Annotated in this window: 12 protein-coding genes; 7 read left to right on the forward strand and 5 right to left on the reverse strand. The window is 73.3% G+C overall.

Annotation, left to right across the window (positions count from 1 at the left end):
* Positions 1-2 precede the first annotated feature (2 nt).
* The 5 genes from ACFY8O_RS06805 to ACFY8O_RS06825 all read left to right on the forward strand — a co-directional run bounded on the left by ACFY8O_RS06805 (position 3) and on the right by ACFY8O_RS06825 (position 9,148).
* Positions 3-713, forward strand: coding sequence for a methyltransferase domain-containing protein (locus ACFY8O_RS06805; protein WP_145801181.1), 711 nt, complete (start codon positions 3-5; stop codon positions 711-713).
* 11 nt (positions 714-724) lie between these two features.
* Positions 725-1,588 carry a TylF/MycF/NovP-related O-methyltransferase gene (locus ACFY8O_RS06810; RefSeq protein WP_387899701.1) on the forward strand — a complete coding sequence of 288 codons (864 nt, stop codon included), beginning with the start codon at positions 725-727 and terminating at the stop codon, positions 1,586-1,588.
* Positions 1,589-1,689: 101 nt separating this feature from the next.
* Positions 1,690-5,154 (forward strand): bifunctional glycosyltransferase/CDP-glycerol:glycerophosphate glycerophosphotransferase, encoded by a 3,465-nt coding sequence (locus tag ACFY8O_RS06815; protein ID WP_387899703.1) that lies wholly within the window; start codon positions 1,690-1,692, stop codon positions 5,152-5,154.
* Positions 5,151-8,003, forward strand: a complete 2,853-nt coding sequence (locus tag ACFY8O_RS06820) for a bifunctional glycosyltransferase/CDP-glycerol:glycerophosphate glycerophosphotransferase (protein ID WP_387899705.1) — start codon at positions 5,151-5,153, stop codon at positions 8,001-8,003. The genes ACFY8O_RS06815 and ACFY8O_RS06820 overlap by 4 nt, the downstream gene beginning before the upstream one ends.
* On the forward strand, positions 8,000-9,148 hold the full coding sequence (locus ACFY8O_RS06825) for a glycosyltransferase (protein ID WP_387899706.1): 1,149 nt from the start codon (positions 8,000-8,002) through the stop codon (positions 9,146-9,148). The genes ACFY8O_RS06820 and ACFY8O_RS06825 overlap by 4 nt, the downstream gene beginning before the upstream one ends.
* A gap of 76 nt (positions 9,149-9,224) precedes the next feature.
* On the opposite strand, the gene ACFY8O_RS06830 is transcribed toward ACFY8O_RS06825, so the two are convergent.
* From ACFY8O_RS06830 to ACFY8O_RS06850, 5 genes are all read right to left on the reverse strand, one after another.
* Entirely contained in the window at positions 9,225-11,459 is a 2,235-nt protein-coding gene (locus tag ACFY8O_RS06830) for a bifunctional glycosyltransferase/CDP-glycerol:glycerophosphate glycerophosphotransferase (protein WP_387899708.1), read from the reverse strand.
* A gap of 169 nt (positions 11,460-11,628) precedes the next feature.
* Entirely contained in the window at positions 11,629-12,510 is an 882-nt protein-coding gene (locus tag ACFY8O_RS06835) for a carbohydrate ABC transporter permease (protein WP_145801188.1), read from the reverse strand.
* Positions 12,507-13,880: a carbohydrate ABC transporter permease gene (locus ACFY8O_RS06840; RefSeq protein WP_387899711.1), complete on the reverse strand. Its 1,374-nt coding sequence runs from the start codon at positions 13,878-13,880 to the stop codon at positions 12,507-12,509. The genes ACFY8O_RS06835 and ACFY8O_RS06840 overlap by 4 nt, the downstream gene beginning before the upstream one ends.
* Before the next feature lie 4 nt (positions 13,881-13,884).
* Complete coding sequence (locus tag ACFY8O_RS06845) at positions 13,885-15,252, reverse strand: ABC transporter substrate-binding protein (RefSeq protein WP_387899713.1); 1,368 nt, start codon at positions 15,250-15,252, stop codon at positions 13,885-13,887.
* Positions 15,253-15,471: 219 nt separating this feature from the next.
* A complete protein-coding gene (locus tag ACFY8O_RS06850; RefSeq protein WP_387899715.1) occupies positions 15,472-18,795 on the reverse strand; it encodes an FHA domain-containing protein in 3,324 nt (1,107 codons plus the stop codon).
* A 429-nt stretch (positions 18,796-19,224) separates the two neighbouring features.
* Between ACFY8O_RS06850 and ACFY8O_RS06855 the strand changes: the two genes are divergently transcribed.
* Positions 19,225-20,877 carry a serine/threonine-protein kinase gene (locus ACFY8O_RS06855; protein WP_387899717.1) on the forward strand — a complete coding sequence of 551 codons (1,653 nt, stop codon included), beginning with the start codon at positions 19,225-19,227 and terminating at the stop codon, positions 20,875-20,877.
* A 145-nt stretch (positions 20,878-21,022) separates the two neighbouring features.
* On the forward strand, positions 21,023-22,261 hold the full coding sequence (locus ACFY8O_RS06860; protein ID WP_145801192.1) for a serine/threonine-protein kinase: 1,239 nt from the start codon (positions 21,023-21,025) through the stop codon (positions 22,259-22,261).
* The last annotated feature ends 54 nt before the right edge of the window (positions 22,262-22,315 follow it).

A 22,315-nucleotide genomic window follows, 5' to 3' on the forward strand; every position in this document is an offset into this window, starting at 1 on the left:
TCATGCACCGGTCCGCCTACGAGCAGATGCAGCTCTGCATCGAGGAGTATCTGCCGAAGACCCGCAGGCACCGTGTGGTGGACCTCGGTTCGCGGATCTCCGGGAAGCAGACCCGCACCCACCGGGGCCTGCTCGCGGACCACGACATCGACTACTTCGGGGTGGACGTCCTCGACGGCCCCAACGTCGACGCCGTGATGAAGCGGCCCTACAGGATTCCCGCGAAGTCCCGCAGCGCCGATGTGGTGCTGTCCGGGCAGGCGTTCGAACACATCCCCTTCTTCTGGGTGTCGATGATGGAGATCGCCCGCGTCCTCAAGCCCGGCGGCCACGCCTTCATCACCGCTCCCTCGCGCGGCCACGTCCACGACGCCCAGGACTGCTGGCGCTACTACCCCGACGGGTTCCGTGCGATGGCCGCCCACTCGGGACTCGAACTCCGCGAGGCGTACACGGACTTCCCGCCGTCGAAGGGGATCTGGCACGACTACCGGTCCATCGACGCCAAGGCCGCCTACTGGGGCGACTCCGTCGGGGTCTTCCGCAGGCCGGCGCGGTATCCCCGGCTCACCATGTTCGCGGTGCGGGAGACGGCGGTGTGGTGGGCCAACCGGGTCGGCGGGGTGGACCGGGTGCCCCTGCCGCGCCCCCTGGACGGCCGGGAGCGGTGCGGGCGTCCGGACACCCGTACGGCCCCATCAACGACAGGTTGACGAAAGATGACATGAGCCGCATAACGCGCGTACTGTCCCGCCCCATGGCTTGGCGCAACGCCGTCAACGGCGTCCTTCAGCAACTCACCGGATACCAGCTCAGGCGCGCGACCCTGCCCGCTCCCCGGCCCGCCCCCGCCGCCGTCCCCGTCGCAGCCGCGAAGCCGGCCGCCCGGACGGCCGCGGCGAAGAAGCCGCCGCAGCTCCCCGTGGACTACGACGACGAGGCGAAGGACATCATCCGTGCGGTCAAGCCGTACACGATGACCTCTCCCGAGCGGCTCAACGCCTTCGTGCTCGCGACCCGGCACGTCGTCAAGCACGGCATCCCGGGGGACATCGTGGAGTGCGGGGTGTGGCGCGGCGGTTCCATGCAGGCCTGCGCGAAGACGCTGCTCTCGCTCGGCGAGACCAGCCGTGACCTGTACCTCTTCGACACGTACGAGGGCATGACCCCGCCCACCGCCGAGGACCTGCGGCGTGACGGCAGGCCGGCCCGGGAACTGCTGGACGCCCAGTCCAAGGACCGGCCGATCTGGGCGGTGGCCTCGCTGGAGGACGTACAGGCCGGTTTCGAGCAGGTGCCCTACCCGAAGGACCGGGTGCACTACGTGCGGGGCAAGGTCGAGGACACCGTTCCGGAGCAGGCGCCGGAGCAGATCTCCATCCTTCGGCTGGACACCGACTGGTACGCGTCGACCAAGCACGAACTCCAGCACCTGTACGGCCGTCTGGTCAGCGGCGGGGTGCTGCTGATCGACGACTACGGGTACTGGCAGGGCTCACGTCAGGCCGTCGACGAGTTCCTGGAGGAGACCGGCGAACGGCTCCTGCTGCTGCGCATGGACGAGGGCCGTATCGCCGTCAAGCCCTGAGCGGGCGGCCCCCGTTGATGAGCCCCGTGCCTCCCCGGCACGGGGCTCGTTCCATACAGAGGAAGTCCGTCAGTCCGTCCGGAAGGATCGTGCGCAGAGCCATGGCACCCCGTCTCACCGTCGTCGTCCCGCTCTACAACGTCGAGGAGTACCTAGGAGAGTGCCTGGACTCGCTCGCCGGACAGACCATGGGGGACCTGGAAGTCGTGATGGTCGACGACGGATCGACGGACGGCAGCGCCGATGTGGCGCTGGAGTTCGCCCGCCGTGACCCGCGCTTCCGGCTGATCCGGCAGAAGAACGCCGGGCTCGGCGCCGCGCGCAACGCCGGTGCGGGGCAGGCCCATCCGGATGCCGAGTTCCTCGCCTTCGTGGACAGCGACGACGTCGTCCCCGAGGCGGCCTTCGCCCGGATGCTCGGTGAACTGGACGCATCGGGCTCGGACTTCGCGACCGGCAACGTGCTCAGGCTCCGGCCCGGGGGCGCCCTGGAACAGTCCCCGATGTTCCGCAGACCGATGGAGAGGCCGCGCAGGGCCACGCACGTCACCCGGGACTGGATCCTGCTCGGTGACCGCATCGCGTGCAACAAGGTGTTCCGCAGGTCCTTCTGGGACGAGCACGCCTTCGCCTTCCCGGCCGGTGTCCTGTACGAGGACATCGCCGTGGTGCTGCCCGCCCACTTCCTGGCCCGCGGGGTGGACGTCGTCGAGGCGCCGGTCTACCACTGGCGGGACCGCGACGGCTCGATCACGACGCGGCGGGCGGTGGCCCGGGGCATCCGCGACCGGGTGACGGCGGTCTCCACCGTCAGCCGTTTCCTCGCGGACCGGGGGATGACGGAGGCGAAGCGGCGCTACGACGAGCACGCGCTCTCCGGTGACCTGTGGCTCTTCATCGAGGCGCTCCCGGACGGCGACGAGAGCTTTCACGAGGCCTTCCTCACCCACGCCAACGCCTTCGCCGACACGGTCGACCCGGCCGTCCTGGACGGGCTGCCGCTCCATCTGAGGGTCCGGTGGCAGCTCATCCGGGAGCGCAGGCTGGCGGAGCTGCTCGCCCTCCTGGCCCACGAGTCCACCGACCGCGACACCTTCCACGTGCGTGGCAGGCTGCGTCCCCGTGCTCACCACCCGGGGATCGAGGGGCCGCTCCCGCGCCGGGTCACCGCCCTGTCGGCCGAGGACCTCCCCGTGCACGCGCACCTCACCGAGGCCGTGTGGCGGGACGGGCTGCTGCACCTCAAGGGGTACGCGTACGTCCGCAACGCTCCGGGCAGGTCGGCCGGGGCCGGCTGGCTGAGGGCCGGCCGGCGGGTGCTCCCGCTCCGGCTGCGGCGGACGGTGACGGACGAGGCGGCGGCCAGGTCGGGCCGCTCGCTGCACCGCTACGAGCGGTCCGGTTTCGAGACCGTCGTGGACCCCCGCCGGCTCGCCGTCCGGAACGCCGCCCCCGGCGCCCGGACCGTCTGGAAGCTGGAATCCGTCGTGGCCGGGGCGGGCCGCCCCCGGCGGGGCCCGATGCGGCTGCTCGGCAATCCGGCTCCGCCCGCCGTGCGGTACGTCGACGAGCGCACCCGGGTGGTCCCGCTGCTCTCCGGCAACAAGCTGGAGCTGCGCGCCGAACGGATCGACGCCGTGCTGGCCGGTCACGCTCCCACGGAGGGCGGGGACGCCATCCGGATCGCGGTGCGGCTGCTGTGCGGGGAGACTCCGAAGACGCTGCGGCTCCAGGAGTGGCGTACACGGACGACCCGCGACGTGCCCCTGGTCGCGGAGGGCGGCACGGACGGGAGCACGGACGGGCGGACCCTCCTCGCCGAGGTCCCGCTGGCGGCGTTCGCGGGCGCCGACGGCGACTGGGGCGTCCAGCTGGTCGGCGGGGCGCGCAGGCTGACGGTCGCCGCCCGCCCGGAGACGGACGCGGGGCGCTATCCGCTGGCCGGCGGCCGTGAGGTGTACGCCGCCCCCAACCCCTCGGGTGACCTGGTGCTCGTCGACCGGGCCGTGGCGCCCGTCGTCGCGCGCGCCTTCTGGACGGACGAGGACCGCCTCCTCCTGGAGTGGACCTTCCCCGCCGGGCGGGACCGCCCGGACGAGCTGGTCCTGCGGCACAGCGGCCACCAGGAGGAGACCGCCGTCGCCGTGGAGCGTGTGGGGGACAGGTTCCGCACGGAGTTCGCCCCCGGCGCGGTCCCCGGAGCGGGCGGCACCCTCCCGCTCGCCGAGGGCCGGTGGTACCCCTTCCTCCGCGCACCGGGCGAGACGGATCCGGAGCGTTATCTGCCGCTGCGGCTGGTGCCCCAGCTGCACGCCGGACTGCCGCTGCACCGCGAGACGGCCGGGCGCCGCTTCACCCTGGAGCGGCGCTTCCACGACCGGCTCTGCCTGGAGTCGGGCAGCGCCCTGCCGCTCGCCGAGCGCGGGCCGTACGGACAGCGGCTGCTGCGCGCCGCGTACGCCGGCGCGCGCGGGCGGGAGCTCCGGGACGCGGTGCTGTACTCCAGCTTCGACGGGCGGCAGTACTCGGACTCACCCCGGGCCGTGCACGAGGAACTGGCCCGCCGCGACACCGATGTCGAGCACCTCTGGGTGGTGCGGGACCAGCAGGCGGCCGTGCCCGCGGGGGTCCGCGCGGTGGCCCTGCACAGCGCCGAGTGGCACGAGGCGCTGGCCCGCAGCCGGTGGATCGTCACCAACACCCAGCTGCCGGAGTGGTTCGAGCGCGCCGAGGGCCAGTTCGTCGTGCAGACCTGGCACGGCACCCCCCTCAAGCGCATCGGCCGGGACCTGGAGGGCACCGCGTACGCGGACGCCGCGTACATGGCGTCCATGCCCCGGCGCGCCGCCCAGTGGAGCGTGCTCGTCTCGCCGAACAGCTTCTCCACGCCCGTGCTGCGCCGCGCCTTCGGGCACACCGGCGAGGTACTGGAGTGCGGCTATCCCCGCAACGACGTGCTGTACGCCCCCGACCGTTCGAAGATCGCCGCCGCGGTCCGGCAGTCCCTCGGCGTACCGGAGGGCAAGCGGATCGTCCTGTACGCCCCCACGTGGCGCGAGGACCGGCCCAAGCAGAGCGGGCGGTACGGCCTCGATCTCCAGCTGGACCTGGAACAGGCCCGGGAGGCGCTGGGTGAGGACCACGTGCTGCTGGTGCGCCGTCACTACCTGGTCGGCGGGAGCGTCCCGGAGAGCGACTTCGTCCGTGACGTCTCGCGCCACCCCGACGTCGCCGAGCTGATGCTGATCAGCGATGTGCTCGTCACGGACTACTCGTCCCTGATGTTCGACTTCGCGCAGACGGGCCGGCCGATGCTCTTCCACACGTACGACCTGGAGCACTACCGCGACACCCTGCGCGGCTTCTGCTTCGACTTCGAGAACCAGGCACCCGGCCCGCTGATCCCCGACTCGGCAGGGGTCGTGGAGGCGCTGCGCGACCCGGACGCGGCGACCGCGGGGCACCGCGAGGCCTACGCCCGCTTCCGGGAGACCTTCTGCGACCTCGACGACGGGACGGCGGCGGCCCAGGTCGTGGACCGGATGCTGAAGGGGGCCCAGGCATGAACACCCCCGACTTCAGCTGTGTGATCACCGCGCCGGACGGCGGACGGGAGGCCCTGCGGGCGTCGGTGGAGTCCGTGCTCGACCAGAGCATGCGCTCCGTCGAGGCCCTGGTCGTCCTGCCCGCCGGCGTGCCCGGAGGGCTGCGGACGGAGGCGGAGACGCTGGCCGGGCGCGACCCGGACCGGGTCCGGGTCCTCGCCGCCGGCGCGGAATCCGGGTCCGCGGCTGCCCTGCGCAACGCGGGTACGGACGCGGCACGGGGTACCTACGTCCTCGTGCTCGGTGAGGGCGAACGCCTCCATCCGCACGCCTGCCGCAACCTCTGGGAGGCCGGGGCGCGCACCGGGGCCGACCTGGTCGCCGGGCGCTGGACCCGGCTGACCGGTGAGGACACGAAGGAACGCGAACCCGCCTGGCAGCGCACGCTGTTCGTCCGCTCCCGGACCGTCGCCCGGTTCGCCGAGGCCCCCGAACTCGCCGTGCACGACGCCCTGGTGACCGGGTTCTGCCTGCGGCGCCAGGCGGTGGAGCGGCACGGACTGCGCTACGACGAGGACCTCACCCACAGCGAGATCCTGTTCGGGCCGCTGGCCGCCGCCGTCGTCGGCCGGATCGCGCTCGTACGCCGCCGGATCGTCAACGGCCGGGCCGTGCCGGACGCCGGGCGGGATCTGGCCGGTCTCGTGGAGGCGCACCGGCGGGTCTGCCATGTGCTGGTGGCGCAGGGGCTGGCCGAGGTGCGCGAGGAGCGGGACCGCGCCTTCCTCGTCGACCACCTCGTGCCCCTGGTCCGTGACTGGCCGTGCCTGCCCGCCGCCGAGCGCGGCCGGATCGCCGCGACGGCCGCGCGGGTGCTGCCCGGCTGCGTGGCGGACCGGGCCCTGCTCACGCTCCCGCCCGTCGAGCGGGTCGGGGTGCGGCTGCTGGAGCGGGGCGACGCCGAGGGGGTGCTGGCCGCGGCCTACGCGCTGCGCAGGCGCGGCACGGTGACCGCGCCCCTCTCCGTGGGCGACGACGGGCGGGTGTACTGGCCCGGGGGCCCCGATCCCGTGCTGGACGTGACGGAACTCGGCCACCAGTACCGCCCGTTCGGTGAGCTGAAGCTGATGAACAGGCTCACCCGCTACGAGGCCGACGGCCACGGGGTCCGGCTCGCGGGCCGGCTCGTCCTGCCGTCGCACACCGGGCCCGACCCGGACGGCCCCCTCACGGCCCATCTGGAGTTCCGCGTACGCGACGGATCCCGCGCCTTCCGTGCCCCCGTCGACGAGCTGAGGGCCGATGCCACCGGGATCGCCTGGTCCACCCGCACCGACCTCACCCGCCTGCTGCGTGCCCTCGGTCCCCGGGACACGGTGTGGGACGCCCGGATGGTGGTGGAGGACGGCCGGACCCGCTCGGTCAGCGATCTCTTCGCCGCCCACGACCTGGTCGGCCCTGCGCACGGCTCTCCGGCCCGGCCCCGGCTGGGGCGGCTGACCGGGGACACCTGGCAGCCCTACGTCACCCTCCGGGACCACCTGGCCCTGCGGCTGGAAGCGCGCCGCCGCCCCGCCCGCACGGCCCGGCGCCTGGTCCACTACGCCACACACTTCCGTCCCGCCCGCCGGGCCAGGCTCCTGCTGCGGGCCCTGGCCAAGCGCCGGGACCGGCTGCAAGCCCGCGGCTTCAAGGTCTCCGTCTACTCCACGTGGCTGCTCCGGCTCCCCGTACGCAAGGGCTCCGTGGTCTTCGAGAGCCACATGGGCACCTGCTACGGCGACAGCCCCCGGGCCGTCCACGAGGAGGTGCGGGCGCGGGGGCTGCCGCTGCGCGCCGTATGGGCGTACGCCGATTCCCCGGAGGGCTTCCCGAAGGACGCCCGGCTCGTGCGCCGCTGGTCCTGGCGGTATCTGTGGGCCCTGGCCCGGGCGGAGTACTGGGTCGACAACCAGGGCTTCCCCCAGCACCTGGACAAGCCGTCCGGCACCACCTACCTGCAGACCTGGCACGGCTCGGCGTACAAGCGCATGGGCTTCGACGAGACGCGGGTGCGCCTCCAGAACGCCCCGCAGCGGGAGCGGCTCCAGCAGGCCGTACGCCGCTTCGACCACTTCCTCGTCCGCTCCGAGCACGACGTGGCGACCCTGGCCCGGGCCTACCGGCTGCCCGAGGAGAGCCTGCTGCGCACCGGCTACCCGCGCAACGACGCGCTGGTCGCGGCGCGTGTCAGGGACGAGACGGAGGGGCGCCTGCCGCGTCCGCCGCTCGCGGCCGAGCTGGGGCTGTCCGACCACCGCACGGTGGTGCTGTACGCGCCGACCTTCCGGGGCGGGCCGGGCAGGCGCAGGCGCCAGCGGCTCCTGCTGGACGCGGCACGCTTCGCGGAGCGCTTCGGTGACACCTGCACGCTGCTGGTGCGGGCGCACTACCTGGAGGCGGCGAGCCTGCCCGCCTGTCCGCCCGGGACGGTGGTGGACGTCTCGCGCCACCACGACGTCAGCGAACTGCTGGCACTCGCCGACGTGCTGGTCACCGACTACTCGTCGATCATGTTCGACTACGCGCTCCTGGACCGCCCGATCGTGCTGTTCGCGCCCGACCTCGACGCGTACGCCGCCGAGCGCGGCAGCTACTTCGACCTGCGGGAGAAGGCACCAGGGCCGGTGACCACGACCGAGGAGGAGCTGTTCGGCGTGCTGGCCCGGCTGAAGAGCGCGGATGCCGGGTACCAGGAGGCGCGAGCGGCGTTCGCCGCGGAGTTCGGCGCCTTCGACCGGGGGGACGCGGCACGCGCCGTCGTCGACACGGTCTTCGCCCGCCACCTCGTCCCGTCCCGTTCCGCCCGCACCGGGGAGGCCCGCCGATGAGCGGCAGCCGCGACGTGTTCATCGTCTCCAACAGCACCGACGAACTCGGCGGGGTGACGGGCTGGATGCACCGGACCGCCCAGCTGTTCCAGGAGGCCGGCCACCGTGTGCACACCGTCGGCATCCACGAGGCCGAGCGGAAGATGGCCCTGCCCGACCCGCCCGGTTACCCCGTCACCGCGCTCTACCCGGCGCATCCCCCGACGCCGTGGGCGCCGAAAGGGCTGAGGGACCGCTTCCGCGTCGCCGAACGGAGGAAGGAGGCGGCCCGGGCCGCCGCGAAACGGTGCGCCGTCGCGCGGCTCTCGGAGATCTTCCGCGACGCCCGGCCCGGCGGGGTGGTGATCGTCAGCCAGGTCTGGGCGATGGAGTGGGTCACCGAGGCGGACACCCGCGGGATGCGGGTCATCGGGATGAGCCATGAGTCCTACGACTACTCGCGGGCGAGCCACCGCTACCGCTGGATCAAGAACCACTACGCGCAGCTCGACCGCTGGCTCGTCCTGACGGAGGAGGACGCGGACATCTGGGCGGGTGACGGGATGAACAACGTCGGCTTCATGCCCAACGCCCTGGCCGCGCTGCCGGAACTGCCCTCCCCGCGCCGCGAGAAGTCGGTCGCGAGCGTCGGCAGGCTCACCGACCAGAAGGGCATCGACATGCTCCTGGACACCTGGGCTCTGGTGGCTCCGCAACGGCCCGGCTGGCGGCTGGACATCCACGGCACGGGTGAGGACGAGGCGCAGCTCAGGGCCCAGTGCACCCGGCTGGGGCTGGACGGCTCGGTCGGCTGGCGGGGGCGCACGGACGACGTGCCGGGGGCGCTGGCCGCCTCCTCCGTCTTCGTCCAGTCCTCGCGCGGGGAAGGCTTCCCGCTGGCGCTGATGGAGGCGATGGCGAGCGGCCTGCCGTGCGCCGCGTTCGACTGCGCGCCGGGCGTACGCGAGATCGTGCGTGACGGCGAGGACGGTCTCCTCGCGCCCGCGGGCGACATCGGGGCGCTCGCCGACCGGCTGCTGAGGCTCAGCGGCAACCCCCGGATGCGGGACGCCATGGGGGACCGGGCGCGTACCAACGTCCAGCGGTTCTCCGAGGCGGAGATCATGCGCCGCTGGGAAGAGCTCTTCGCGTTCCTGGAGCGCTGAGGGTCCCTGGCCGAGAGCACCGCGGCCCCGGGCACCCTCGCGGCCCCGGACGCCGCGGCGCCCGGGGCCGCGGGCCTCAGCCGTTGGTGTACTCCCGTACCGGCACCTGCCGGGGCACCCCGCTCGGTCCCCGGCCCGTCACCGGGGTGGGCACCGGCAGCCCCGAGGTGTCGTTCAGGAAGACCCGGCGCACCACCCGCTCCGACGCGTGCCCGTCGTCGTACGGACAGAAGCGCGCCCGGAAGGCGGCCCGGCGCTGCGTGGAACGCGGCCCGCGCCAGTGGTCGGTGGTGAAGATCTCGTGCAGCTCCTCCTGATCGCGGGCGACCGCCCCGGGCGGGAACGCGGCCGGATCGAAGTACGTGCCACGCGTCGCCTCGTACGCCTGTGCGTCCTCCAGGTACAGGACGACCGGACGGTCGAGGTTGACGTAGTCGAACATCAGCGAGGAGTAGTCCGTGATCAGGCCGTCCGACGCGAGGCAGAGCTCCTCGACGGACGGGTGGGCGCTGACGTCGATGATCCGGGGGTGCGCGGTGTGCCCGGGGGCGCCGTGGGACGTCGCCTCCAGATAGTGGGAGCGGGTCAGGACCACGTAGTGCGGGCCCAGGACCCGGACGAGCTGCTCCAGGTCCAGGGAGTGGTGCTGGGTGCGCCGGTAGTCGCGGAGCGTCGGGGCGTACAGCAGGGCGGTGCTGCCGGCCGGGACGCCCAGGAGCTCGCGCAGCCTGGCGGTCTCCTCGGGGCCGGTGCGGTGGAAGACGTCGTTGCGCGGGCTGCCGTACTCCAGCGTGGTGTAGCCCGAGGGGTAGGTGCGTTCCCAGACGAGCGTCGAGTGCTGGTTGGCGGAGAGCGAGAAGTCCCACTTGTCGACGTTGCGCAGCAGCTGCTCGAAGTCGATGGAGCCGGCCGCCGCCGGGCGGTGCACGAGATCGGTGCCCATCGTCTTCAGAGGGGTGCCGTGGTGGGTCTGGAGCAGGATCTGCCCGCGTCTCTTCACGAGTCTGCGGTCGAAGTTGACGTTGTTCACGAGGAACTTGGAGCGTGCCAGCGCCGTCCAGTAGGCGGCCGTGCCGGGGTGCAGCACACGGGTCGCGTCCGGCACCGTACGGGCGTCCTCGGGGCGGCAGATCCAGGAGGTGCGCAGCCCCGGGACGAGGGCCCTGGCGGTCGCCTCCAGCGCGGCGGGGCTGCAGGTGTAGCCGCGGTGCCAGTAGGCGGCGAACACCGCGTCGCCCGGGCGCAGGGGGAGCCGCAGCTGGACGCGGTAGTGCAGCTGGAGCGCCGCGCCGCGTGCCGCCCGGTGCGCGGTGGCGGCCAGACGTCCCAGCCGGCCGCGCAGCCGCTGTGCCGCCCACAGCGCGCGGTAGGTGCGGTGGGCCCCCAGCCGGAAGAGGGCGTGCCGCAGCCGGGCGCGGCGGGGCACCGGGGCGCCGGGCGTGCGGTAGCGGCGGCAGTGGGCGCGCGCCATGCGGAAGAACCGGGCGCGGGTGCCGCGCGGCAGCCGGCCCCGGGAGGTGTAGAGGGTCGAGAAGTGGTCGAGCATGCGGCGGAACATCACCGGCCGCCAGGAGGCGAGCTCGGGGCGCGCGTCGATGAAGGCGAAGACGCGGTCGTACTGGTCGAAGACGTCGAAGTGCCGGTGGGTGGTGGTGGAGAGGATGTTGCCCCGGCGGCGCTGGCGGTAGCCGACGCAGACCCTGTCCAGGACGGCGATCGACCCCGCGGCCATCAGCACGGGGTAGGTCCAGGGGGTGTCCTCGTAGTAGCCGGGGGCGAAGGTGAAGCCCTCGGCCTCGACGAACTCGCGGCGGTAGGCCTTGTTCCAGACGACCATCAGGACCTTGAGCAGCTCCGGGCGGTCCGCCAGCCGGAACGAGGGCGGGCCGGTCTCGGCGAGGTGGTGGGCGAAGACGTTGCGCACGCTCTCGCCCGACCAGTACGTACGGGCGTAGTCGTAGACCAGGACGTCGGGGCCGCCGGTGGCGTCCAGCCGGTCGGCGACGGCCTGGAGCGCCTCCGGGGTGAGGGTGTCGTCGCCGTCGAGGAACAGCAGGTAGTCTCCGGTCGCCCTGGCCATGCCGGCGTTCCGGGCAGGTCCGAGACCGGAGTTGACGGGCAGATGGACGACGCCGACCCGGGGGTCGCGGACGGCGTACTCGTCGGCGATCGGGCCGCAGGCGTCCGGTGAGCAGTCGTCGACCACGATGATCTCGTAGTCCTTGAACGACTGGTTCAGCACGGAGTCGAGACACGCGTGCAGATACGCCTGGACCCGGTACGCGGGCACGATGACACTGAACCGGGGCACAACACATCCAGGGGTTCGCTCGCGGGCGGGCAGGTGGCCCGCAAACGGCCGATGGAGTGACTTGGTTACGCCGGACGTGGCATTCGGGGGAAACACGAGGTAGGGCGGCCCGATCGCGAGTGAAAGGGCCGCCCTGATGTTGACGAACGTATGTGCTTCGCCGTCTCGTCTACTTGACGGCGCCCGCCATCACCCCGGAGACGAACTGCCTCTGGAAGGCGAAGAACACCGCGAGCGGGATCACCATCGACACGAAGGCGCCGGGCGCCAGCACGTCGATGTTGTTGCCGAACTGGCGGACCTGCTGCTGGAGCGCCACGGTGATCGGCGGAGAATCCGAATCCGCGAAGATCAGGGCGACCAGCATGTCGTTCCACACCCAGAGGAACTGGAAGATCCCGAGCGAGGCGATCGCGGGCCCGCCGAGCGGCATCACCACCCTGGTGAACACCCGGATCTCGCCCGCGCCGTCCAGCCGAGCCGCCTCCAGCAGTTCCCGGGGGATCTCGGCGAAGAAGTTCCGCAGCAGGAAGATGGCGAACGGCAGGCCGAACGCCGTGTGGAACATGATCACGCCGAACGTCGTCTCGAAGATCCCGAGGGTGCCGAAGAGCTCGGAGACCGGGATCAGCGCCACCTGCACGGGGACCACCAGCAGCCCCACCACCACCAGGAACCACCAGTCGCGCCCGGGGAACTCCATCCAGGCGAAGGCGTAACCGGCGAGCGAGCCGATCACGACCACCAGGAAGGTGGTCGGGACGGTGATCATCACCGTGCTGAACAGGGAGTCGGTGATGACCGAGTTCTCCAGCAGCCGCTGGTAGTTGGCGAAGGTGAGCTCGGACGGGGCGGTGAAGATCTTCCACCAGCCCGTCGCCGCGATGTCCTCGGCCCCGCGGAGCGAGGAGAGCAGCAGGCCGATGGTCGGCATCAGCCAGAACAGGCCCACCAGGACGAGGAAGACCCGCATCACACCGCCACCGGCCCGTGCGGCGATCCGCGCGGCGAGGGACTGGTAGGCCCCGGCGGTCTTTGCCGGCGTCGTCATCGGCGTCCCTCCTTCCGAATGCGGCGGATGTTGAACAGCATCACCGGGATCACCAGCAGCAGCAGGAGTACGGCGATGGCGCTGCCGACCCCGAGATCCGCGTCCGTGCCGAACGAGGAGCGGTAGAGCTGCAGGGCCAGGACGTTCGCGTCGTCCTGCGAGGAGCCGGGCGCGATGATGAAGACCAGGTCGAAGATCTTCAGTACGTTGATCATCAGCGTGACCAGGACCACCGCGAGCACGGGCGCCAGCATCGGCACCGTGATCCGCCGGAACACCTGCCACTCGTTCGCGCCGTCCACCCGGGCCGCTTCCAGCAGTTCGCGCGGCAGACCCGCCAGACCGGCCGCGATCAGCACCATCGCGAAACCGGCCCACATCCAGACGTAGCTGCCGATGATCCCGGGCGTCACGAGGGACGGGCCGAGCCAGTCGACCCCGTTGTACGGCTCCCGGAAGTTGTCCGCCGGCAGCCGCAGCTGCGCCCCGTCCGCCGAGGCGGGCAGGGTGAACACCCCGTCGGCTCCCGCCGTGGCCGAGGCGACCACCTTGCCGTCCCTGACGGCCTCGACGGTGATGCCCTTGAGCCCGAGTTCCTTCGGGTCGACGACGTTCGGCTTGCCGCCGCCGCCCTTGGTGAAGTCGAGCCAGGCCGTCCCCGTGATCCCGTCACCGGACGCGTCGGGCACCTTCGCCGGCTGCGCGTCGCCGGGCATCTTCGCCGGGACCACGCCGACCAGCGGCAGGCTGACCGGCTGTCCGGCCCGCACGGTCTCCTTCGTGACGAAGGAACCCCCGCCGCCCGCCTTCAGCGGATGGACGGGCAGCGGATGCGCCTTGGGGAAGCCCGAGGACTGCGCGAACGTGTCGTGCACGCCCACCGCCACGGCGTTGGCGACGCCGCGTTCGGGTGCCTGCTCGTACACCAGCCGGAAGATGATGCCCGCGGCCAGCATCGAGATCGCCATCGGCATGAAGACGATCAGCTTGAACGCCGTGCCCCAGCGGATCCGTTCCGTCAGCACCGCGAAGATCAGGCCCAGTGCCGTGGAGACCGTGGGTGCGAACACGACCCAGATCGCGTTGTTCTTGACCGCGGTCCGGATGGTGTCGTCGGTGAACAGCTCCTTGTAGTTGTCCAGGCCGACGAAGCCCGTGCCCGCCTGATCCAGGAACGAGCGGTAGACGGAGTAGACGATCGGATAGACGACGAGGGCGCCCAGCAGGACGAGGGCCGGCAGCAGGAAGGCCGCCGCGACGACCCTGCGGGTGCCGGTCACGCTTCTGAGGGTGCGCGCCGTCGCGCTCGGACCAGGACGCTTGTCGGCGGGGGGCGCGGTCTCCGCGCCCCCCGTTTTCACTGTGGTCATCCCGTCAGCTCGTGTACGCCTTGGCCGCGTCGGACTCCAGCTTCGCCTGGGTCCCCGCGATGTCCTTCGGGTTCTTCAGGAAGTCCTGGAGCGTCTTCCACTCACCCTTGCCGGGGGTCCCGCCGAACGACTGCGGGGCCTGGTCGGACATGTCGAAGCGGACGTCGTCGCCGGCCGCGATCAGCGCCTCGGCGATCGTGCGCTGCACGTCGTTGGGGTACGACGCCGCGTCCAGGGACTTGTTGGGCGAGATGAAGCCGCCGGCCTCCGCCCAGATCTGCGCCGCGTCCGTCGAGGCGAGCCAGGTCAGCAGCGCCTGGGCGCCCTCACCGTCCTTCAGCGCCACGGCCGCGTCGCCGCCGGTCACCACGGGGGACTCCGCGCCCACCGCCGGGAACGGGAAGACCTTGGCGTCCGTGCCGATCTTCGCCTCGGTCTGGGCGATGTTGATGGAGACGAAGTCACCCTCGAACACCATCGCGCCCTTGGGCTGGTCGCCGCCGGTGAACGTCTGCGTGACGGACACGGGGAACTCGGTCTGGAGCGCGCCGTCGGCGCCGCCGGAGATCAGGCTCGGCTTGCCGAAGAGCTCGGCGAGGGTGGTCAGCGCGTCCTTGACGGACGGGTCCGTCCACTTGATCTCGTGCTTGGCCAGCTGGTCGTACTTCTCCGGCCCGGCCTGGGAGAGGTAGATGTTCTCGAACCAGTCGGTGAGGGTCCAGCCGTCTGCGCCGCCGACCGAGACCGGGGTGACACCGGAGGCGGAAACCGTCTCCGCCGTGGCGAGGAAGTCCTTCCAGGTCTTCGGCTCGCTCGCGCCCGCGTTCTCGAACGCCTTGGCGTTGTACCAGATCAGGGACTTGTTGGCGGCCTTGAAGTAGACGCCGTACTGCGTGCCGTCGACCGAGCCGAGGTCCTGCCAGACCTTCGCGTAGTTCTGGCCCAGCTGCGCCCGCGCCTCGGCGCCGACGGGCTTGGCCCACTTCTTGGCCACCGCCTGCTGGATGGCCCCCACCTGCGGGATCATCGCGACGTCCGGCGGCTGGCCGCCCGCTATCTTCGTACCGAGGAAGTTGACGATCGGGTCCTGCGCCGGGACGAAGGTGACGCTCGCCCCCGTGCGCTTCTCGAACTCGTCGAGCACCTTGGTGAAGTTGGCCTGCTCGGGGCCGGTCCAGACCGCCGCGACCGACAGCTTCTGGCCGTCCAGCTTCGGCAGGGTCACCGTCGAGGCGCTGTCCGGGCTCTTGCCTCCGGATCCCTCGCCCGCCTTGTCCTCGCCGTCCCCGTCGCCGCCGCAACCGGTGAGGGCGAGCGCCCCGATCGCCGTGAACACCACTGCGGCTCTACGCATTCGAAGGGTTCTGCGCATCCCTTGCCCCGTCTCTCCTGTGCGCCCGTGTCTGCGGACCGGTACCGACGGCAGGACCGTCCGGCGCCGCTCACGTCTCCCATCGGGCGGTTCAACTTGTCGTCCGTGCACACAGTCCTACGCCGGGCCAACAGGTGCCGCAATACCGCTATCAGCCTCACCGTAGAGATCGTGATCCGGCCGTGACGTCATGTCAGTGCGCCGGAAACACAGGTGAGTTCAGGGCTGGGAAGGGAGCAGCGGGGGAAGCCGGTCGGCGTTCACCGAGCGGGCCGCACGCTCCAGGGCGCTGGCCAGCAGGGCCAGGTCGGTGGGTCCGTTGCCCAGCTCACGGACCGGCCGGCGGGCCGGGGGATCGCCCATCCGCTCCCACTCCAGCGGGACGACGGTCGGGCGCAGCGTCGCCGTGCGCGGGATGCGCCCGGTGACCCGGCCGCCCTGGAACGGCGTGACCCTTCCGTCCGGATGCCCGAGCCGTCCCCGGCCCGGCGAGGCCTCGTCCGGCGACGGCGGCACGACGGGCGGGTCGAGCACGATGCGCAGCCGTGCGCCCCGGGCCAGCTCCGTGTCCTCCGTGCGGTCCGGGCGGCCGGAGGTGGCGACCAGATGGACCCCGAGCCGCTCGCCCTCCCTGGCCACGGCCTCCAGCACCCGCACGACGGACCCGGCGGACGGGCGGCCGGGACTGCCCAGGGCCGGGGCGACCAGGGCGTCGAAGTCGTCGGCCAGGACGACGAGCCGGGGCAGCGGGGAGGGTCCGGGGTCGACGGGCCGTGCCGAGGCGGGCCGCAGCCGCAGGGTGCCGCTGGCGGGCGACTCGATGTCGCCGCGCTGTTCGGCCGGGCCCGTGCCGCGGCGGCCGGTGCGTGTCTGCGCCTCCTCGTGGCGGGCGTGCCACGCGGTGAAGTCCAGCCCGCCGAGCAGCTCCGCCCGGCGCTTCAGCTCGCCGCCCAGCGCCTGCGCGAACTCCCGCATCCGTACGGGGTCGGAGGCCACCAGACGCGTGAAGACGTGCGGCAGCTCCGTGCAGGGAGCCAGCCCGTCGCCGCCCGCCCCGTCGATGAGCAGGATGCCGAGCCGGTCGGGCCGGGCGGCGGAGGCCAGGGAGGCGGCGACGGCACGCAGCAGCTCCGTACGCCCGCTGCCCGCGGGTCCCTCGACGAGCAGGTGCGGCCCCTCGTCGGCCAGGTCGACGGCGAGAGGGCCCCGGGGGCCGGCGCCGAGCACGATCACGGGCCGCCCGGAGAGGCCGGAGGAGCCCGGCGTGGGCCCGGCGGCCGAGGGCTCGCTCTCGCGCCGCTGCGCACCGATCCTGGGGGCGCCGGTTCCGGACGCCTGGGGATAGGCGGAGCGGCCCGAACCGGAACTGGTGACTCCGCCGCTCCGGAACGGGGTGCGCCCGGAGTCGGGTGACTCGCGCTGCGCGCCTACCCGCGGGCCGGTGCTCAGCGTGCGGCCCGAGCTCGTCGTGTCCAGGTCCGCGCCGCCGGAGGGGGCGGCCACGCGCACGGTGGCGCCCGGCTGTTCCTCGGCGGTGGAGGCCCAGCGGGCCATCAGGGAGGCGGGGGTCGCCCTGGCGAGGCCCAGCTCGTCCAGCAGCCGCGCCGAGGGAGGCAGGGCCGCCGCCATGGGCCGTCCGGGCAGGGGGGCGGAGCCCTCGTCGCGCAGCGGGGCGAGCGCGCGCCCGAAGCGCTCGGCCCAGGCGGCGGACACGGCGTCCACCGCGGCGACGGTGCCATGGCCGGCCGCCTGGCCGCCGGCCGTGCGCAGCAGCCGCAGAGCGGTCGCGACATCGCCGCTCAGCATGGCGACCGCACCGCACTCGCGGAAGGCGATCGAGGCCCGGCACGCGCTGTCGTAGGTCGCGGTGACCGGGGAGGTCGGGGAGGCCGCCGGGGTCTCGGCCAGGCAGAGCAGATGGATGCCGGAGGCCGCTCCGGCGCCGGCCAGTGCGGCCGTCGTCTCGCGCAGCGCCGCCGAGCCGGGGTCCCCGTCCAGGATCACCACCGTGTGCGGACCGGTGTGCCGGGCAGCGGCCTCGGTCACGGAGGCCCGGTCGGCGCTGGACCAGCCGGGTCCCAGCGGTCCGTCCTCCATGCGGCGCACCAGCTCGTGGGCGCGGGCGCCCGCCTGCTCGCGGTCGTACGCCAGGAGGAGACGGCAGTCCTGGCCGTGCATGGGGCGCAGATGGGGCAGCCAGCCGAGCCAGGACCACTCGCGGCGGCGTTCCTCCGCGCTCCGGGCCCGGTCCGCGCTGATCAGCACGATCTCCAGGTCGAAGGGGGAGTGCAGTGCAGCGAGCTGCGCCACGACCGACCGGGCGAGCCCGGACAGCCGCGCCCGGGGCCCGGCCAGGCCGAGCGAGCCCGCCTCCCGAAGTCCCACGGTGACCGGTACGGCGGGCAGGTCGGCGCGTTCGGTCGTCCCGAGGCGTACGACCAGGGCCTCGGGATGAGCGGGGTCGCGCTCCCACAGCCGGGGGCCCGGCCCCAGAGCGGTGAGCAGCACGGTGGCGGGATCGGGCCAGGTCCCGGCCGGGGCCGGGCGGGAGCGGAGAGGGGTGGAGGCGGCGTACGGGGCGGGGGCGGAGACGGTGCCCCCGGCCGGGGGCGCTCCGGCGGGCGCCTCGTGCGCGGGCTCGCCCTTGGCACCGGTCAGGCGCCGCGCCCAGGCGCCTATGCCGCCGCGCCGGGGAGCGTCGCCGTGCGTGAGGGAGGTGCCGCGGCCGTGGGTGACGGGCGGCAGGGGCTCGTCCGGGTGGGCGTCGTGTCCGGCCGGCCCGTCGTGGTGGGGGCCGGGGGCCCCGGGGGCGGGGCTGTAGGCGTGGCCGTACCCCTCGTCCGCGAAGCCGTCCGGCCCCGCCCCGGTCTCCGGAGCCGGGGCGCCGCCCGCCTCCGGCCGGGCCACCCGCAGATGGCCCTCGCCGTCGGGCGTCGTCGTGAGCGTGGGCGTGCGGCTGCCGGGCGTGAGCCGGAGCGTGGACTCACCGAGCCGGAGCAGGGCGCCCGGCACGAGGGGCACCGGACGGTCGCGGACCTCCGTGCCGTCCAGCGAGGTGCCGTTGGTCGAGCCGAGGTCGGCGACGGAGACGCGGCCGTCCTCCGAGACCGTCACCGCGCAGTGCAGGCGGGAGACGTCCGGGTCGTCGAGCGGGACGTCCGCCTCGGCGGAGCGGCCGATCCGGATCCGTCCGCCGTGCAGCAGATGGACCCCTCCGGCGTCGGGTCCCGCGACCACGTGCAGCTGGGCCGGGACGGCGTCGTCCGCCGCCTCGTCCTCCCCGGGCACCTGGAGCGAGAGCACGGCACCGTCCACCAGGGGCGGCTCACCCAGGGAGCAGCGCTGCGGGTCGAGGCGCTCCCGGCCCGCGTACAGCACGGTGGCCCCGCCGCCCAGGGAGCCCTCGGGACCGGCCACCGCGGTGGCCAGGCCGGAGGCGACGGCCGCGAGAGCCGTCCCCGCGGGGGCGGTGACGAGCACGTCGCAGGCGCGCGCCGGGGTCTGGCCGCTGCGCGGCGCGAGGACGGTCAGCCGGATCTGCATCGCCGTCAGCGGTCCCTTCTGCGCGGGGCGCCCGGCAGGGGAAATGCCCTGTGATTCCCCCCACCCGGCACGGACGCGTCGTCCGGTACAGGTCGTCACGGAGGGTGAGGCTCCCGACCTCACGGTTCCGTGCTGGAGGCATCCTCGCACCTGCCGCTGACAACACGCCCGGGGGTGGCCGCTTAGTGATCATGAATGGCCGAGTGTGGGCGTAAAAGTGCCTGCTTGGTCCTGCCGGGAAGGTCCTGCACACTCGTTCGGCAACCAACTCTTCCGAGTCTGCGTCTTCCCGGTTCTCCCGTGACCGCGGCGGTGACACGGCCGGAGGACGACCGGCCGGTGCCCCGTACGGCGGCACTAGAGTGGGCCGGAACATCCGGGTGGGCCCGGGGGACCGCGAAGCACAACGATCAGCAGGGAGCGCGTGACGTGCGGCCAGTCGGCAGCAAGTACCTGCTCGAGGAGCCGCTCGGACGCGGCGCCACGGGCACCGTCTGGCGAGCCCGCCAGCGGGAGACCGCGGGCGCCGAGGCGGCCGTCGCCGGGCAGCCCGGCGAGACCGTCGCGATCAAGGTGCTCAAGGAGGAGCTCGCCAACGACGCGGACGTCGTGATGCGGTTCCTGCGTGAGCGCTCCGTGCTCCTGCGGCTCACGCACGCGAACATCGTGCGCACCAGGGACCTCGTCGTCGAGGGCGATCTGCTCGCCCTCGTGATGGACCTGGTCGACGGCCCCGACCTGCACCGCTACCTGCGTGAGAACGGCCCGCTCACCCCTGTCGCCGCCTCGCTGCTCACCGCTCAGATCGCGGACGCGCTCGCCGCCAGCCACGCCGACGGCGTCGTGCACCGTGACCTGAAGCCCGCCAACGTGCTGCTCGACGAGCGCAACGGCGAGATGCGCCCGATGCTCACCGACTTCGGCATCGCGCGCCTCGCGGACTCCCCGGGACTGACCCGGACGCACGAGTTCGTCGGCACCCCCGCCTATGTGGCGCCCGAGTCCGCGGAGGGGCGTCCCCAGACCTCCGCCGTCGACATCTACGGCGCGGGCATCCTGCTGTACGAGCTGGTCACGGGCCGTCCGCCGTTCGCCGGCGGCACCGCGCTCGAAGTCCTGCACCGGCACCTCAGCGAGGAGCCCCGCCGCCCCAGCACCGTTCCCGAACCGCTGTGGACGGTCATCGAGCGCTGCCTGCGCAAGGACCCGGACCAGCGGCCCAGCGCCGTGAACCTCGCCCGCGCGCTGCGGACCGTCGGCGCGGGCATCGGGGTGCACGCGAACTCCGCCCAGATCGCCGCGGCCGAGGGCGTCGGCGCGCTGCTCGCCCCCGATCCGGCTCCCGCCGCCGTCCCCGGCACGCCGGGCGCCGCCGACGCGACACAGGTGCTGCCGAGCACCGCGGGCTCGTACGACCCGGCGGCCCCCACCAGCGTGCTGCCCCAGACCCCGGGCGGGGGCGGCCACGCCGACCCGACCGCGGTGATGCCGCCCGTACCGCCGCGCCCCGACGGGCCCCCGCAGCCCGACGAGCCGCACCCCTGGCAGTCCCAGCTCCGGGCGGCCCGGGACCGTAACGAGCAGACCCAGGTCCAGTACCTCGACCCGAGCCAGGACCCGCTGCGCCGCCGGCCCCAGCGCCAGCAGGCGCCGCAGCAGGCCCCGCAGCAGCGCCCGCAGCCGCAGCACCAGCAGTACCCGCCGCAGCAGCAACCCCAGCGCTACCAGCCGCAGCAGCAGGCCCAGCCCCAGCGCCGGCAGCCCCCGCAGCCCCCGCAGCCGCAGCGCCAGCAGTACGCGCCTCCGCAGCAGCCCGCGCCGCAGCAGCCGGAGCCGCGCCGGCCCCGGCAGCGGAGCGCCAACCCGATGCGCATCCCGGGACTCGGCTGCCTCAAGGGATGCCTGTTCAGCGTCGTGCTGCTGATCGTGGCCGGCTGGCTCATCTGGGAGCTGACTCCGCTGCAGGACTGGATCGCCCAGGGCAAGGGCTACTGGGAGGCCATCGGGGACGGCATCTCGGAGGTCACCGGCTGGTTCGAGGACCTCGGCGGCAGCGGTACGAGCGGTACTACCGGCCAGTAACGCCGCTCATTCTGTGTACTTGTCGACTTCTGCGGGCCAATTCGCCCGCAGAAGTGAAGGTTGGCGCCGCCCTGGGCACGCAACACCCCGTTCGCCGCGTAACTTTGTCGACCGGGGGTCAACGCCAGCCGCTGAGGGAGCAGTCTTGGCACGGAATATCGGCAGCCGGTACACCGCCCACCAGATCCTGGGGCGCGGCAGCGCCGGCACGGTGTGGCTCGGCGAGGGGCCCGAGGGCCCCGTCGCCATCAAGCTGCTCCGCGAGGACCTCGCGTCCGACCAGGAGCTCGTGGGCCGCTTCGTGCAGGAACGCACGGCGCTGCTCGGACTCGACCATCCGCACGTCGTCGCCGTGCGCGACCTCGTGGTGGACGGGACCGACCTGGCGCTGGTGATGGATCTCGTGCGCGGCACCGATCTGCGGACCCGCCTCGACCGCGAGCGCCGCCTCGCGCCCGAGGCCGCCGCCGCGATCATCGCCGACGTCGCGGACGGCCTCGCCGCCGCGCACCGCGCCGGGGTGGTCCACCGCGACGTCAAGCCGGAGAACATCCTGCTCGACATGGAGGGTCCTCTCGGCCCGGGCGGTTCGCACCCCGCGCTGCTCACCGACTTCGGCGTCGCCAAGCTGATCGACACGCCGCGCCGCACCAAGGCCACCAAGATCATCGGTACGCCTGACTACCTGGCCCCCGAGATCGTCGAGGGCCTCCCGCCGCGTGCCGCCGTGGACATCTACGCCCTCGCCACCGTGCTCTACGAGCTGCTCGCCGGGTTCACCCCCTTCGGCGGCGGCCACCCCGGCGCCGTCCTGCGCCGGCACGTCACCGAGACGGTCGTCCCGCTCCCCGGCATCCCCGAGGAGCTCTGGCAGCTCCTCGTGCAGTGCCTCGCCAAGGCCCCGGCGTCCCGGCTGCGCGCCTCCGAGCTGGCCACCCGACTGCGCGAGCTCCTCCCGCTGCTGGCCGGTATACCCCCGCTCGACGTCGACGAGCCGGACAACGAGTCCGAGCCGCAGCCGTACGACGAGCAGCAGTACACCCCGGCGCCCGAGGAGCCCCGCCGCCGGGGCGCGGTCCCGCTGGTGCCCGGCTCCTCCCCGGACTCCAACCGGGACACCCACACGAGCATGCGCGTCCCCGCCCCGGACGAGCTGGCGGGCGGACCCCTGGGCACCGCCCGCGCCCCGCGTGCCCCCGGCCGGCCCCGGCCCGGATCCGCCCGCAACAAGGCCGCGGCCGTCCGTAAGCGCCGCATCACCCTCGGTGCGGCGGCGATCGCCCTGTGTGTGGCGATAGGGGTGGGCGGCTGGTTCGCGGCGAGCGGCGACGACACGGGCGGAGCCCCCGAGGACACGCGGAATTCGGCCCCCACGGCCCCCTGAGCACGGCCCCGGGCGGCCCCCGGTCCGGGGGAGGGACAGGTTCACTCGTCCAGC

The organism is Streptomyces argenteolus, from assembly GCF_042902585.1.
Lineage (GTDB): Bacteria > Actinomycetota > Actinomycetes > Streptomycetales > Streptomycetaceae > Streptomyces > Streptomyces argenteolus.

Excerpts from the sequence above, each read along its gene's own strand:
- ACFY8O_RS06805 (WP_145801181.1), top strand. The coding sequence starts at position 3 with ATGCACCGGTCCGCCTACGAGCAGATGCAGCTCTGCATCGAGGAGTAT.
- ACFY8O_RS06810 (WP_387899701.1), top strand. The coding sequence starts at position 725 with ATGAGCCGCATAACGCGCGTACTGTCCCGCCCCATGGCTTGGCGCAAC.
- ACFY8O_RS06815 (WP_387899703.1), top strand. The coding sequence starts at position 1,690 with ATGGCACCCCGTCTCACCGTCGTCGTCCCGCTCTACAACGTCGAGGAG.
- ACFY8O_RS06820 (WP_387899705.1), top strand. The coding sequence starts at position 5,151 with ATGAACACCCCCGACTTCAGCTGTGTGATCACCGCGCCGGACGGCGGA.
- ACFY8O_RS06825 (WP_387899706.1), top strand. The coding sequence starts at position 8,000 with ATGAGCGGCAGCCGCGACGTGTTCATCGTCTCCAACAGCACCGACGAA.
- ACFY8O_RS06835 (WP_145801188.1), bottom strand. The coding sequence starts at position 12,510 with ATGACGACGCCGGCAAAGACCGCCGGGGCCTACCAGTCCCTCGCCGCG.
- ACFY8O_RS06840 (WP_387899711.1), bottom strand. The coding sequence starts at position 13,880 with ATGACCACAGTGAAAACGGGGGGCGCGGAGACCGCGCCCCCCGCCGAC.
- ACFY8O_RS06845 (WP_387899713.1), bottom strand. The coding sequence starts at position 15,252 with ATGCGCAGAACCCTTCGAATGCGTAGAGCCGCAGTGGTGTTCACGGCG.
- ACFY8O_RS06850 (WP_387899715.1), bottom strand. The coding sequence starts at position 18,795 with ATGCAGATCCGGCTGACCGTCCTCGCGCCGCGCAGCGGCCAGACCCCG.